Raw genomic sequence first — 13,974 nt, 5'->3', positions numbered from 1 at the left:
ACTATCTGCGAGCTGGCCCGGCTCATTGTGGCGAGGGGAAAACCCACTCGGCACAATGAGTTCGGTCAGTTCAATTCGCCGTTTCAGCCACAGGCACCTTGGCCCGCTCAACCTTGCGATAGGTCAGCAACACGATGCCGGTCACCACGATCGCGCCGCCCATCACCTGGCCCGGGTTGAGCATCTGGTCCAGCACCAGCCAGCCGATCAGCAGTGTCGCGAGCGGTTCGATGTTCATCACCGGAGCGTTACGTGGCATGTCCAGGCGGGGCACGGAAATGAACAGCACGATGAACCCGGTGCCATAGAGCACCACCAGGGTCGCCAGAGCGAGCCAGCCGGTGCTGCTGGCCGGCAGGTCGAAACCGCCGGGCAGGGCACCGGTCAGGCCGGCGAGGTTGACGCTGCTGAACACGATGAAAATCGTCAACAGGCTGCGTACCGAACCGCGCACCTGGGACAACTTGTGGTCGGTGATCCACAGCGCGCAGGCGAACACGCAGGCGGCGCAGAAGGCCAGGCCCACCCCGAGCAACCATTGCGGGCCGACGTCCTGCCCAGAGGCTAAGCGTGCCGGTACTTCCAGCACGAACACCAGCCCCACCAGGATCATGCCCATCAACGCGGCGGTGCGCGCCGTTGGGCGTGGCCCGCCCAGCGCCCAGGTCAGCAAGGCCAGCAGGATCGGAAACACATTGCCCACCAACAAGGCCAACGCCACCGGCACGCGCGCTACGGCGGAGTACAGGCACAGGCTCTGGGCGCCGATCAACAACCCCAGGGTCAATTGCCAACGCCACGCACCGGGCGGTAGGCGCAGACGCTGGCGTTGCCAGAGTACCATCGCTGTCAACACCAGCAGCGTGCCGCCCGAGCGCAGCAGGATCGCCAGCAGCACCCCGGCACCATCGTCGAAGGCAGCCCGGGCGGCGACATGGTTGCCGGCGAAGGCACAGCCCATGCACAGCAGAACGAGCACCGCGAGGTGGCGGGGTAACGGCGCGGGGGGAGCGGGTATAGCGGTGGAACGGGCCATGGCAGGTGTCTCGAAGGCGGCCGCCAAGGCAAAAGGCCTCGGACCGGCTATTTTTAGTTATGGGTTGTCGTACAACTAAAAACTTTGTACCCCATAGGGTGGTAACAGACAAGCTCCCTCGCCACATCGTATGTCTCGCACATTGTCTGGCGCTTTGCTGTACAACAATCTTGCCGCTGTGTCGTTTACAGCCTTGCCCTTTTTACGGAACAACTCATGCGCCTGGCTGATTTCATTCTCGACAATATCGAGCCGATTCTTCAGGCGTGGGAAGACTTCGCCAAAACCATCACCCCCGCGTCCATTGGCATGGATTCCATTGCCCTGCGCGATCATGCCGAACAGATGCTGCGCACCATCGCTGCCGACCTGCGCACCTCGCAAACGCGCAAAGAGGCGATTGCCAAATCCCACGGGGAGGCGCCGACGACGGACACCGAAACCGCCGCCGAAACCCATGCGGTGATCCGCCAGTCCTCCGGTTTCACCGTGGAGCAAATGGTCTCCGAATACCGGGCCCTGCGCACCAGCGTGCTCATGCTCTGGATGCCGCATACGCAGTTGGATCACAAGCAGGTCATGGACGATCTGATTCGCTTCAACGAGGCCGTGGACCAGGCCTTGGCCGAGTCTCTCGTCAGCTACTCCGGGGCGGTGGACGCGTCGCGCAACATCTTTCTGGGGATTCTCGGGCATGACCTGCGCAGCCCCTTGGGTGCGATCCTGCTGAGTTCCGAAGTGCTGCTGCGGGCGGGGGACCTGCCCGCCAAAGTCACCAAGATTTCTTCGCGCATCTACACCAGCGTCAAGCGGGCCAACAAAATCGTCGGCGATCTGCTGGATTTCACCCGTACCCAACTCGGCTCGGGTATTCCGGTGCGGCGCTTCAACGGCGATCTGGTGGCGGCCTGCGAAGGCATGGTGGAGGAGGCGCGGGCGTATCACCCGGAAAGCGAAATCATCTTTGAAACGACCGGCGCTCTGGAGGGGCTGTTTGATCAGGCCCGCATGGAGCAGGTGTTCTCCAACCTGATCGGCAATGCCGTCCAGCATGGCGCCGAGGGCACGCCGATTACCGTTTCGTTGAGCGCTGAAGAGGATATGGCAGTGATTGCGATCAACAACCAGGGCAAGCCTATCGAGAAAGATGCCATTGCCAGAATCTTCAACCCGATGGTCCGCAATCTGCGTGAAACGCAGTACGGTTCCACGGCCGGGCTCGGACTGGGCCTGCACATCGCCTCGGCGATCGTATCCGCCCATAAGGGCACCATCGACGTGCATTCCAGGGCGCGAGTCGGAACGACCTTTACCGTGCGTATACCGCTGCACCCGGACTGATCGATTATCCGGTTGAGCACGCTGGTGATCTTGTACGATGTCTTATCACAGGGTAAAACTGTCGTCCCGTCCAATAATAATTAACGGAGACGCACGATGGATGTTTCGCACGCTGCAACTGCCGGCGACCAGGGCCGGCGGGTATTCCTGAAAAAAACCTTGGTGGTCTCGGCCGCCGCCGCCACCCTTGGCAACCTGCCCGGGCTCGCCCAGGCCGAGCCCTTGAGCCAGCGTTACCCGGACCCACTCATCAATATCCTTGACCCCAGCTTCATGGACTTGCGTATTTTCAACGCCAGCGTGGAGAAGCTCGCCACCGGCCTGCGTTGGGCCGAAGGGCCCGTGTGGGTCGGTGACGGGCGGTACCTGCTGGTCAGTGACATTCCCAACAACCGCATCGTGCGCTGGGATGAAATCACCGGCGGTCTGTCGGTGTACCGAGAGAATGCCAATTTCTCCAACGGCATGTGCCGCGATCGCCAGGGGCGGCTGCTGGTGTGCGAAGGCTCCACCACCTCCAGCGAAGGCCGACGCATCACCCGCACCGAACACAACGGCACCCTCACCGTGCTGGCGGACAGTTTCGAGGGCAAGCCTTTCAACTCGCCCAACGACATCGTCTGCAAGCGGGACGGTTCGGTCTGGTTCACCGACCCGCCGTTCCAGACCGGCAACAACTACGAGGGGCACAAAGTCACGCCCGTCCAGCCCCACGCGGTGTACCGCATCGACGGCGAAACCGGCAAGGTCAGCCGGGTGATCGACGACCTGGCGGGGCCGAACGGGTTGTGCTTTTCCCCGGACGAAAAAATCCTCTACGTGGTCGAAGGCCGGGCCAAGCCCAACCGCTTGATCTGGGCCATCGCCGTCAAAGACGACGGCACCCTGGGCGAGCGGCGCAAGCACATCGAAGGCTTGGATTACGCGGCGATCGATGGGATCAAGTGCGATGAAAGCGGCAATCTCTGGTGCGGCTGGGGCGGCAACGGCGACCCCAAGGCCGATCTGGAAAAACTCGACGGCGTGCGGGTGTTCAATCCCGAAGGCAAGGCCATCGGGCACATCTCCCTGCCGGAGCGTTGCCCCAACGTCTGCTTCGGCGGTCGGGAAGGCAATCGGTTGTTCATGGCCGGCAGTCACTCGTTGTATTCACTGTTCGTGAATACACGGGGGGCGACGTTTGCCTGAGTGAAACACTCACCCTTGGCGTTGATGGACTTTGTGGCGAGGGAGCTTGCTCCCGCTGGGCTGCGTAGCAGCCCCTCAACCAGGCAGCGCGGTGTGTCTGGTTGATTCAAGCAGCTTCATTCGGGGCCGCTTCGCGCCCCAGCGGGAGCAAGCTCCCTCGCCACGGGTTCCACTTACTGTCTGGCTCTAGGGGCCGTACTGCCCCGCACCGTCAATTCAAACGGCAACACCACATGCCGTTCGGCAATCGGCTTTTTCTCGATCAGGGCAATCAGCATCTCCACCGCTTTTTGCCCAAAGATCTCGGCAGGCTGCGAAATGGTCGTCAGGGGCGGGTCGCAATAGGCGGCGAACGGGATGTCGTCAAAGCCCACCAGGGAAATGTCCTCGGGCACTCGCAAGCCCATTAGCTTGATGCGCCTGAGGGCGCCGATGGCCATTTCGTCGTTTTCACAGAACAGCGCACTGGGTCGATCGGCCAGCGCCAGCATCGCACCGGCACCGTCGTCACCGGCCTTCAAGGTGAAGTCGCCATGGCAGATCAGGCTGGGGTCGACGACGATGCCAGCCTGGTGCAGGGCATCCTGGTAGCCAGCCACGCGGTCCAGGGTCAGGGGGCTGCTGCGTGGTCCCTTGATGATGCCTATGCGGCGATGGCCGAGGCCGATCAGGTGTTCGGTCATGGCCTGGGCGGCGGCTCGGTTGTCGAGGCTGATGGTCGGGTAGGGGGCACCTTTGACCACTTCGCAGGCGTTGACCAGCGGCAGGCTGTCGGCGCCAGTGGGCATCGATTCGAACGGATCGCTGGCACGCAACTGGATCACCCCGTCGGCCTGGTGGGCGTAGACCAGGGCGGCGAATTCCCGCTCGATCTGCGCCCGACCCTGGGTGTCGCACAACAGCAATCGATAACCCGCCGCCTGCGCAGCCTGTTGCGCGCCACTGATGACCCGGGCGAAAAACGTGTTGGCGATGGCCGGTACCAGGATCACTAGGTTGCCGGTCCGGCGGGAGCGGAATTGCACCGCCATCAGGTTGGGCCGATAGCCAGCCTGTTCCACTGCCGCGTTGACCTTGTCCCGTGTTTCGGGGAGTACCCGCTCGGGCGATTTCAGGGTTCTGGACACCGTGGCCACCGAAACACCCGCCAGCCGGGCCACCTCACGAATGTTGGACAAAATCACCTCGGGGAACAGGGGGTACGGTGGGGGAGCTTACCGCAGGTTGAGCGCCTCACAAATATTCCACGGTGAACCCTGTGAGTTTGACACGCGGGAAAACTGAGCCTAGATTTCCGCCATGATGTAACCGGTTACATCATCATCCTGACAGGAAGAGAATCGCGATGAATCCTGTAGCACCGAAAATAAGAATGGGCTTCGTCGGCGGTGGAGAGGGCGCTTTCATCGGCCAGGCTCACCGTCAGGCCGCGGGCCTGGACGGCGGTTTCGAACTGGTGTGCGGCGCGTTCAGCCGCGATCCGCACAACACTCGGCAGGCGGGTACGGCCCTGGGCCTGGCCACGTCCCGTTGTTATCACGACTGGCAGCAAATGCTCGACACCGAAGCGCTGCTGCCGCTTGATCAGCGCATGGAGTTGCTGGTCATCGTCACCCCGAATCATCTTCATGCACCCATCGCCAGCCAGGCCTTGAAAGCCGGTTTCCATGTGTTCAGCGAGAAGCCCGCCGCGCTGGACCTCAAGGAACTGCTGGCCCTGCGCGAGGTGCTGCAGGGCAGCCGTTGTCTCTATGGCCTGGCCCACACCTATCTGGGCTATCCCATGGTGTGGCAGGCCCGGGACATGGTGCGCTCGGGCGTGATCGGCCGGGTGCGCAAAGTGCTGGTCGAGTACCCCCAAGGCTGGCTCAGCCAGGATGTCGCCGCCCAAGGCAATAAGCAGGCCGAGTGGCGCGACGATCCCGGCCAGTCCGGCCTGGGCGGTTGCATCGGCGACATTGGTACCCATGCGTTTTCCCTGGCCGAATTCGTCGCGGACCAACCGATCCAGCAGCTATGCGCGGCGTTGGGCACGCACGTCCCGGGGCGGCAACTGGATGACGATGCGGCGATGCTGTTCAAGATGGCGGGTGGCGCCAGCGGTGTGTTGATCGCAAGTCAGGTCTGCACCGGCGAAGAGAACCCGCTGAAGATTCGCGTCTACGGCGACAAAGGCGCCTTGGAGTGGCGCCAGGAAGAACCGGCGAGCCTGATCCATCGCGCCTTCGACCAGCCTTTGCGCATCCTGCGTAGCGGCGTTGGCCAGCCGTGGCTGTGCGAGGCGGCCACGCGGCGCATGCGTCTGCCGGCCGGGCATCCCGAGGGCTACCTGGAAGCCATGGCCAACCTCTACGGTGATTTCGCCCACGCCATTCGCAGCCATGTCGAAGGCCCCGACGCCCCGGGCGTACCGGGCATCGAGACCGGCTTGCGTGGCATGGCGTTCATCGAGGCCGCCATCCTCAACCACCGTGGCGACGCGAAATGGACCGCCGTGCAAACCGGAGCATCCCTGTTGTGAATACCCTCGACAAGACACCGAGCGGCCTGCGCGGCCCAGGCATTTTCCTGGCGCAGTTCATGTCCGCCGAAGCCCCGTTCGACACCCTGGCCAACATCGCCCAGTGGGCCGCTTCACAAGGCTACAAGGCCATTCAACTGCCGACATCGGGCACGCAATACATTGACTTGGCCCGGGCCGCCGAGAGCCAGGCCTATTGCGATGAGCTCAAGGCCACCTGTGCCCAGGCTGGTGTCGAGATCAGCGAGTTATCGACGCACCTGCAAGGCCAGTTGGTGGCGGTGCACCCGGCGTTCGACGCGCTGTTCGATGACTTCGCCCCGGCCCATTTGCGTGGCCAGCCCCAGGCGCGGACCGAGTGGGCGATCGAGCAACTCAAGCTGGCCGCCCGCGCCAGCCAGCGGCTGGGTCTCAAGGCCCATGCGACGTTTTCCGGCGCGCTGCTGTGGCCGTATCTCTACCCCTGGCCGCAGCGGCCGGCGGGACTGGTGGAGCAGGGCTTCGCCGAACTGGCCCGACGCTGGTTGCCGATTCTCGATGCCTTCGACGCGGCGGGGGTGGACCTGTGCTACGAAATCCACCCCGGCGAAGACCTCCACGACGGCGCCTCGTTCGAACGTTTCCTGGAGGCGGTCGATCATCACCCGCGGGCGGCGATTCTCTACGATCCCAGTCATCTGCTGCTGCAACAAATGGACTACCTGGGCTTCATCGACCGTTACCACTCACGTATCCGCATGTTCCACGTCAAGGACGCCGAGTTCCGCCCCGATGCCCGTTCCGGGGTGTACGGCGGCTACCAGGGCTGGGTCGATCGTCCCGGGCGGTTCCGTTCGTTGGGCGATGGCCAGATCGATTTCAAATCGATTTTCAGCAAGCTGACCCAATACGATTTCAGCGGTTGGGCGGTCCTGGAATGGGAATGTTGCCTGAAGGATTCGCAACAGGGCGCCGCAGAAGGGGCGGCGTTCATCCAGCGGCACATGATCAGCAAGACCGGCAAGGCGTTCGACGATTTCGCCAGCGTCACGGCGGATGAGGATTCCAACCGGCGGTTGTTGGGCTTGCCCCCAATGCCAATGACATAACCCTGTGGCGAGGGGATAAATCCCCTCGCCACAGGGGCTCTGCAAAACTCCATTTCAACAAGAACAACAATAAAACGGTGACGGTCATGACCACGATGAATGCACGCCTCAGCGTGATGATGTTCCTGCAGTTCTTTATCTGGGGTGGCTGGTTCGTCACCCTCGGCACCTTCCTCTCCAGCACCCTGGGCGCCAGCGGTGGGCAGATCGGCATGGCGTTCTCCACGCAATCGTGGGGAGCGATCATTGCGCCGTTCGTCATTGGCCTGATCGCCGACCGCTTCTTCAACGCCGAACGTATCCTGGCGGTGTTGCACCTGCTCGGCGCGGTGTTGCTGTATCAGCTGTATTCGGCGGCGGATTTCAGCGTGTTCTACCCGTACGTGCTGGTGTACATGGTGGTCTACATGCCGACGCTGGCCCTGGTCAATTCCGTGGCCTTCCGGCAGATGCGCGATCCGGCGCTGGAGTTCTCTCGCATCCGGGTGTGGGGCACCCTTGGCTGGATCGTCGCGGGTGTGGTGATCAGCTTCGTGTTCGCCTGGGATTCGCGCGAAGCGATCTCGGCAGGCGGCTTGCGCAATACGTTCCTGATGGCGGCCATCGCGTCTCTGGTCCTGGGGTTCTATAGTTTCTCGCTACCGGCCACGGCGCCGCTCAAGGCACAGGCCAGCGCGGGCGGCGTCAAGCAACTGCTGGGGCTGGACGCGCTGGGGCTGTTGAAGGATCGCAGCTACCTGGTGTTCTTCATCGCCTCGATCCTGATCTGCATTCCCCTGGCGTTCTATTACCAGAATGCCAACCCGTTCCTGGCCGAAACCGGGATGACCAACCCAACGGCGAAAATGGCCATCGGGCAGGTCTCGGAAGTGTTGTTCATGCTGCTGTTGCCGCTGTTCATCCAGCGCTTTGGCATCAAGCTGGCGCTGTTGGTGGGCATGTTGGCGTGGGCGTTGCGCTACGTGTTGTTCGCCTACGGCAATAACGGCGACCTGGCGTTCATGCTGTTCACCGGTATTGCCCTGCATGGCATCTGCTACGACTTCTTTTTTGTCTCGGGGCAGATCTACACCGACGCCAAGGCTCCGGAGCGCTTTCGCAGCTCGGCCCAGGGCCTGATTACCCTGGCGACCTATGGCGTGGGGATGCTGATCGGATTCTGGGTGGCGGGGCAGGTGACCGATCACTTTGTCGTGGCGGGCGGTCATGACTGGCAGAGCATCTGGCTGTTCCCGGCCGGTTTCGCGCTGCTGGTGTTGGTCTGCTTCCTGTTTACCTTCCGTGGCCAGCAGGCGCTCGTTGCGCCGTCAAAGGCTTGAAGCAGGGCTGGGCGTCAGTCATTTGTGACTGACGTCCAGCTTGGTGTAGGTCACTTTCCCGCCTTCGTTGGAATAACCCTTGTTGTCCAAGGTGTAGACACCGGCCTTGAAATAGAAGTTATAGCTGTACCAGGACGGGTCCAACTTCACCTGTTTGCCCGTGCTGCCGATCAGCACGGAGAGCTTGCCTTGCTTGTCCATCTGCAGCGAATAGGAGAAGGCCTTGTTCAGCGGCACGTTTGGCACGGTGTAGATCACCGGGCTTTTCTTGTCCTTGGGCTTGACCCGGTATTCCACGTCGATATTGCCGGTGCCCTTGGCGTAGCGGTACACCAGTTTCAATAACGGCGTGGGGGCATCCTTGGCGTGGATCTGCGCCACCACCACCCGGCCTTCTGAAGGTACCTGGTTCACCGCCAGGGTGCCCTTGAGGGTATTGGTGCCGCTGTTGTAGCGCCAGTTGCGCAGCTTGCCGTCCTTGCCGGTTTCCCGCAGTTCGGAGCGCGGGTACTCGCTTTTACCGGTATGAGAGCCAGTGACCGGCGCCCAGAAGACGATCCGCTGGCCGTTATTGTCGAAATACTTGTTTTTCAGGGTCGGCATGGCTTTGGTCGCCACGACTTGCGCCGGCGTTTGCACGGGCAGGGTAATGTTCCAGACAGTCAGGTCAATCATGATGAAACCCTCCAACGGGACCGGCCGCTACCTGGCGGCCATCAAGACAGAAACTGCCTTCCGTGGCGCAGTTTTCATGTTATCGACGGGGGGCTGCTTCGCTGGAGGCGCACCTGACGGATGGCTCTGCGGCGAGCCTTTCAGGCACTGAATTGGGCGGATTTTCGTGTGTCAATTTGTTGCTGATCGGTTAGAGTACGCGCCGCCCGAGAGACGGATCCCGGGCGTCTTCCCATGGAGCGTCAAATGAATCACATCAGCAAAGTTGTCGCCTGCACACTGTTGGGCCTGGCCCTGGCGGGTTGCACCGGCACCCCGATGAAAACCCAGCAATACGACAGCAGCCAATACACCGTTGTCGGCCACAGTGAAGCCAAGGCCACCGGCCTGCTGCTGTTCGGCCTGATCCCGATCCGCCAGAACAACCGTTTCGTACGCGCCCAGACCGCGGCGATCAAGGCCAAGGGCGGTGACGCCATGATCAACACCCAAGTCCAGGAAAACTGGTTCTGGGCCTGGGTCCTGACCGGCTACACCACCTCGGTGTCCGGTGATGTGGTCAAGCTGAAAAGCGTTCAGTGACACCCTGCTTCAAAGGTAAGCGAGCCTGCCGGTTGTAAAGGCGCTTGCCTGTGGCGAGGGAGCTTGCTCCCGCTCGATCGCGCAGCGATCGCAAAAGGGCCGCTTCGCAGCCCAGCGGGAGCAAGCTCCCTCGCCACAACAGCCCTATCTGCCGGATCCTCGATCACTGTCCTCCCACCACCATATGCGTGAACGGCGCCACATACGCCTGCAACGTCACCAGCCCGCCCACCAGAATCGCCAGCACCACCGAGTGGAAAAACACGTAGCGCAGGATTTCGCCTTCGTGACCGTACCAACGGGTCGCTGTGGAGGCGACCACGATCGACTGCGCGTCGACCATCTTGCCCATCACCCCACCGGAACTGTTGGCTGCAGCCATCAACACCGGGCTGATGCCCAGTTGCTCGGACGTGACCCGTTGCAAGCCGCCAAACAACACGTTGGAGGCGGTGTCCGAGCCGGTCAGTGCCACGCCGAGCCAGCCCAGCAGGGTGCCGAACATGGGGTAGAAAATGCCCGTGGCGGCGAAGGCCAGGCCCATGGTCGCGTCCAGGCCTGAATACCGCGTGAGGAACCCCAGGGCCAACATCGCCACGATGGTGATCAGCGAGTAGCGCACCACCCAGAGCGTTCGCAGGTAGTGGTGCAGCAGTTGTGGAATGGAATAGCCCATCAGCAAGCCACCGAGAATCGCGGCCAGGAAGATGCCGCTGCCCGTGGAGGTGAACCAGTTGAACTTGTAGACCGCTTCCTCGGTTTTAGGCTGGGGCACCACGGGCGGGACTTTTTCGATCTGCTGGTGAATGGTGCCGAAGGTCACCAGGGGCGAGAAGATCGGATTGGCCTCGCGCATTGGCTTGCCTTGGGGATCCAGTCTGGCCGATTGGGTCTGGGGGTCGATGGCCGGACGGGTGTCGAACAGGTTCTTGAAGCCTTGGGTACCCCAGGCGAATACGAACACCGTAAGGATGATCCACGGCATCCAGGCCCGCCCCACGGCGGAGCGGGTGTCGCTGGAAAACGCGGCGCTGGCGACGGGTTTCTCATCCTCGCTGACATCAATCTTCGAGTTGTCGACCCGCCCGGACAGCGCGGCGGAGGTGTGCACCGTGGCCGGTTTCCAGACCTTCAGGAAACCGGTGAGGCAGGCCATGGAAATCAGCGCGGCGATGACGTCCACCAGCATCGGCCCGTGGTAGTTGGACACCAGGAACTGCGGGATGGCGAAGCTGACACCGGCCACCAGGATCGCCGGCCAGACCTCCAGCATCTTGCGCCACCCGGCGAAAGCCCAGATCAACCAGAACGGCACCAGCACCGAGAAAAACGGCAACTGCCGACCGACCATCATGGACAGCTCCATTTCATCCAGCCCGGTGACTTTGGCCAAGGTGATGATGGGCGTGCCCAGGGCGCCGAAGGCCACGGGCGCGGTGTTGGCGATCAGCGCCAGACCCGAGGCGGCCAGGGGGGAGAACCCCAGCCCGATCAGGATCGCCCCGGTCACCGCCACCGGCGTGCCGAAGCCCGCCGCACCCTCGAAAAACGCGCCGAAGCAAAAGGCGATCAACAGCAGTTGCAGACGCCGGTCGTCGGTGATGCGCGCGAGGGAATCCTGCAGGACCTTGAACGAACCGTTTTCGGTGGTCAGCCGGTGCAGGAAAATGATGTTGAGCACGATCCAGCCGATGGGCAGCAGGCCGTTGGCCGCGCCATAAAGCGCCGCAGACCCAGCCATGCCAGCGGGCATGCCGAAGGCGAAAATCGCGATCAGCAAGGCCGAGGCCAGGGCCAGCAAGGCCGCCAGGTGTGCCTTGACATGAAAGAACGCCAGGGACGCCAGCATCACCACCACCGGAACCGCCGCCAGGAGCGTGGACAGCACCGCATTACCGAAGGGATCGTAGACTTGTTGCCAGACCATGTTCCACCTCTGCTTTTTATTGTTGGAAGTGCAGGCCCCAGGGGGGATTGGCAGAGAAGTATAGGCGGGGATTGGCGAGGGGAATGGCGCAGAGGCCTGGGGTAAGACCCTGTGGCGAGGGAGCTTGCTCCCGCTGGACTGCGCAGCAGGCCCAAGTTTTTTGTTTAAGCACAAATTCTTGGGGCGGCTTCGCCACCCAGCGGGAGCAAGCTCCCTCGCCACAGGTAAGTGGTGTGCTGGCTAGCGTGGGGGCTCACCTTCCTCCAGGCGAAGTCCGAGGCTCAAGTCATCGCAGCTTTGCGACCAGGCGACCAGCCAGTCAGGCATGGCTGGCGATTGTTCGGCCAGGCCCAGCTCGCGGATGAACTCAGCCGGTGCAATCGTGCCTTTGGCCGAGCGGAACAGGCCGCGCATGATCACCACCCCGACCACACGTCCCTGGCTGATGAAACGGTGCTCCATGAACGTCCATTTTTCGTCCCAGCCGAGCAGGCGGGTGTGCACCTCGAACGCCTCGAACAGTTTCAACTCCCGCCTGAACTTGCCCCAGACATCCCCCACGATAGGCACCGCCCGGTTGCGCAACGCCACTTTGTAGGCGCCGCTGCGCAGCACGTAATCCATGCGTCCCACATCGGCCAATGTGAAGTAGCGTCCGTTGGTGACATGGCGATTGAGGTCCAGGTCCAGCGGCCATACCCGCATGCGCACCACGGTGGTGCCCAAGGGCGCCGCCGGCTTGCGCCACGGGCGGCGGAACAGCATCAGCAACAGTCGGAACCAGAGATTCATAAGTAGGCCGTGAAGAGGGAAAGCGGCGCACTCTAGACCCCGTGCAGGGAGCGGGCTAGGTGCGAAAATGACGATTTGTGTGGCAATCGCGCATTTGGGGCATGTTCGAGAGGCTTTTGTGGCAGGAAGCAAGCTCCCTCGCCACAAAAAGCAGTGCGGCGCTACAAAAGCGCAACGCGCTCGTTCAGCCCTTCGCCGCCATCGCCGTCACTTCCACTTTCATGCCTTCAACCGCCAGCGCTGCCACACCCACCGCCGCACGAACCGGCCAAGGCTTGGCGAAGAAGCGTTTGTAGACCTCGTTGAATGCGGCGCGGTCAGCCATGTCGGTCAGGTAGATGGTCAGGTGCAGGACCCGGTCCATGGAACTGCCGGCGCCCTCCAGGGCCTTCTTGAGGGCTTGCAGGGTGCATTCACTCTGCCGGGTGATGTCACCCAGTTCCAGGCTGCCGTCGGCGTGGGTGGGGATTTGCGTGGAAACCAGCAGGCCGCCGAAACCGGCGACGTCGGAGGAAATGGAGTCCGCATCCGGATCTGGAATAAACGTGATGTCTGGGTTGCTCATGCAAAGCCTCATGCTGGAAAAGAAAAAGAACCGCCGCAGTTTACCGTCCCTTGCTGCGTCGTTTCTGCATTCCTTTATCCGCGCGCTCCCAGCCCATCGTTTTGCACCAGCGCCTGGAGGTAGGCCTCCAGCGCCAGGGTGCCGTGCAAGGCGTCGTCGTCCACGTCGAAGCCACTGTCGAGGCTGACGGCGCTCATGCGCGCATGGGACTGCGCCGCCGCGGGACTGCGAATCAAAGTCCGCCCTGAGCCGGCCGTTGGGCTGTCATCGTCGGCTCAAGGGCCGGTTGCGCGCCGTTCAGACGTGCGGCCAGTTGTTGTGCCTGCTCCCAACCCAGCTCGGGCTCCAGCCAATCGAGTGCATCTTCGGCGCTGAAGGCCAGCACCCGCTGCTGCTGGTTGGCGATGTCGCCATACGTCACCAGGGCCAGGCCGTCACAGCCAAACGGCGTCTCGCTGGCCTGGGCCAGGGCGGCCAGGAAGATCGGGGTCGACTGCCGGGTGGTCGTATAGAGGAGGCGTTGCGCCTGGGAGGGCGAGGCCGGGGCTTGCGCCTCATACCAGCCTTCCACGGCGACCAGTACGCGGCCTTCGTGCTTGATGGGATCGAAGACCTTGGAGCGCATGACCAAATGCAAGGGCAGATGCGTCAGCGGCGGCATCGTTCCCACCGACCAGATTGGCGACCAGCCCCAACGAACCTTGATGCACTCCAAGTGCCCCCGGCGACGGCGAATGGCGCTGACCTGCATGTTTGGCTTGATCAGGGTGTGCTCCTGGGCCTTGGGCGGCGCTGTCAGGTACAGGTCCAAGGGTGTCACGCTTGTACCGAACCGGCTGCCGGGCGTGTCTCGCTGGGCGAAATACGCCAGGGAGTCCTTTGAAGAACCGTGTTGAACAAGACCGTCGCACATAACGAAAACTCCCGGCAGTGAACCGCA

General features: G+C 62.5%; 14 protein-coding genes. 6 read left to right on the top strand and 8 right to left on the bottom strand.

All coding sequences use genetic code 11. The features are described from left to right. Window positions 1–70: 70 nt before the first annotated feature. Window positions 71–1,036 carry an EamA family transporter gene (locus tag BT125_RS10730; RefSeq protein WP_072406764.1) on the bottom strand — a complete coding sequence of 322 codons (966 nt, stop codon included), beginning with the start codon at window positions 1,034–1,036 and terminating at the stop codon, window positions 71–73. A 216-nt stretch (window positions 1,037–1,252) separates the two neighbouring features. Between BT125_RS10730 and BT125_RS10725 the strand changes: the two genes are divergently transcribed. Continuing rightward, on the top strand, window positions 1,253–2,377 hold the full coding sequence (locus BT125_RS10725; RefSeq protein ID WP_072406762.1) for a sensor histidine kinase: 1,125 nt from the start codon (window positions 1,253–1,255) through the stop codon (window positions 2,375–2,377). Window positions 2,378–2,473: 96 nt separating this feature from the next. Next, window positions 2,474–3,565: an SMP-30/gluconolactonase/LRE family protein gene (locus BT125_RS10720; protein ID WP_072406760.1), complete on the top strand. Its 1,092-nt coding sequence runs from the start codon at window positions 2,474–2,476 to the stop codon at window positions 3,563–3,565. 173 nt (window positions 3,566–3,738) lie between these two features. Here BT125_RS10720 and BT125_RS10715 read toward each other — a convergent pair whose 3' ends face one another. After that, a complete protein-coding gene (locus BT125_RS10715; protein WP_072406758.1) occupies window positions 3,739–4,743 on the bottom strand; it encodes a LacI family DNA-binding transcriptional regulator in 1,005 nt (334 codons plus the stop codon). Between the two features lie 167 nt (window positions 4,744–4,910). Here BT125_RS10715 and BT125_RS10710 point away from each other — a divergent pair, with 167 nt between their 5' ends. The 3 genes from BT125_RS10710 to BT125_RS10700 all read left to right on the top strand — a co-directional run bounded on the left by BT125_RS10710 (window position 4,911) and on the right by BT125_RS10700 (window position 8,493). After that, window positions 4,911–6,086: a Gfo/Idh/MocA family protein gene (locus tag BT125_RS10710; RefSeq protein ID WP_072406756.1), complete on the top strand. Its 1,176-nt coding sequence runs from the start codon at window positions 4,911–4,913 to the stop codon at window positions 6,084–6,086. After that, the gene (locus BT125_RS10705; RefSeq protein WP_139271713.1) at window positions 6,050–7,174 is read left to right on the top strand and encodes a sugar phosphate isomerase/epimerase family protein; all 1,125 of its coding nucleotides are present in this window, start codon (window positions 6,050–6,052) and stop codon (window positions 7,172–7,174) included. Before BT125_RS10710 ends, BT125_RS10705 begins: the two co-directional genes overlap by 37 nt. A gap of 86 nt (window positions 7,175–7,260) precedes the next feature. Next, entirely contained in the window at window positions 7,261–8,493 is a 1,233-nt protein-coding gene (locus BT125_RS10700; protein ID WP_072406752.1) for a nucleoside permease, read from the top strand. An 18-nt stretch (window positions 8,494–8,511) separates the two neighbouring features. Here BT125_RS10700 and BT125_RS10695 read toward each other — a convergent pair whose 3' ends face one another. Further along, a complete protein-coding gene (locus BT125_RS10695) occupies window positions 8,512–9,168 on the bottom strand; it encodes a polysaccharide lyase family 7 protein (protein WP_072406750.1) in 657 nt (218 codons plus the stop codon). Between the two features lie 246 nt (window positions 9,169–9,414). Here BT125_RS10695 and BT125_RS10690 point away from each other — a divergent pair, with 246 nt between their 5' ends. Continuing rightward, window positions 9,415–9,750: a hypothetical protein gene (locus tag BT125_RS10690; RefSeq protein ID WP_072406748.1), complete on the top strand. Its 336-nt coding sequence runs from the start codon at window positions 9,415–9,417 to the stop codon at window positions 9,748–9,750. Between the two features lie 163 nt (window positions 9,751–9,913). Here BT125_RS10690 and BT125_RS10685 read toward each other — a convergent pair whose 3' ends face one another. The 5 genes from BT125_RS10685 to BT125_RS10670 all read right to left on the bottom strand — a co-directional run bounded on the left by BT125_RS10685 (window position 9,914) and on the right by BT125_RS10670 (window position 13,947). Beyond that, window positions 9,914–11,677, bottom strand: a complete 1,764-nt coding sequence (locus tag BT125_RS10685) for an L-lactate permease (protein ID WP_072406746.1) — start codon at window positions 11,675–11,677, stop codon at window positions 9,914–9,916. 240 nt (window positions 11,678–11,917) lie between these two features. Then, window positions 11,918–12,469 carry a thioesterase family protein gene (locus tag BT125_RS10680; RefSeq protein ID WP_072406744.1) on the bottom strand — a complete coding sequence of 184 codons (552 nt, stop codon included), beginning with the start codon at window positions 12,467–12,469 and terminating at the stop codon, window positions 11,918–11,920. A 184-nt stretch (window positions 12,470–12,653) separates the two neighbouring features. Further along, window positions 12,654–13,034, bottom strand: a complete 381-nt coding sequence (locus tag BT125_RS10675; RefSeq protein WP_072406742.1) for a RidA family protein — start codon at window positions 13,032–13,034, stop codon at window positions 12,654–12,656. Between the two features lie 74 nt (window positions 13,035–13,108). Further along, complete coding sequence (locus BT125_RS28690; RefSeq protein WP_256573754.1) at window positions 13,109–13,270, bottom strand: hypothetical protein; 162 nt, start codon at window positions 13,268–13,270, stop codon at window positions 13,109–13,111. Continuing rightward, window positions 13,267–13,947, bottom strand: a complete 681-nt coding sequence (locus BT125_RS10670) for an SOS response-associated peptidase family protein (RefSeq protein WP_072406740.1) — start codon at window positions 13,945–13,947, stop codon at window positions 13,267–13,269. The genes BT125_RS28690 and BT125_RS10670 overlap by 4 nt, the downstream gene beginning before the upstream one ends. Window positions 13,948–13,974: the final 27 nt, after the last annotated feature.

Source organism: Pseudomonas sp. NFACC04-2, assembly GCF_900119265.1.
GTDB lineage: Bacteria > Pseudomonadota > Gammaproteobacteria > Pseudomonadales > Pseudomonadaceae > Aquipseudomonas > Aquipseudomonas fluorescens_AA.
This window is presented reverse-complemented; position numbering and strand designations above follow the sequence as displayed.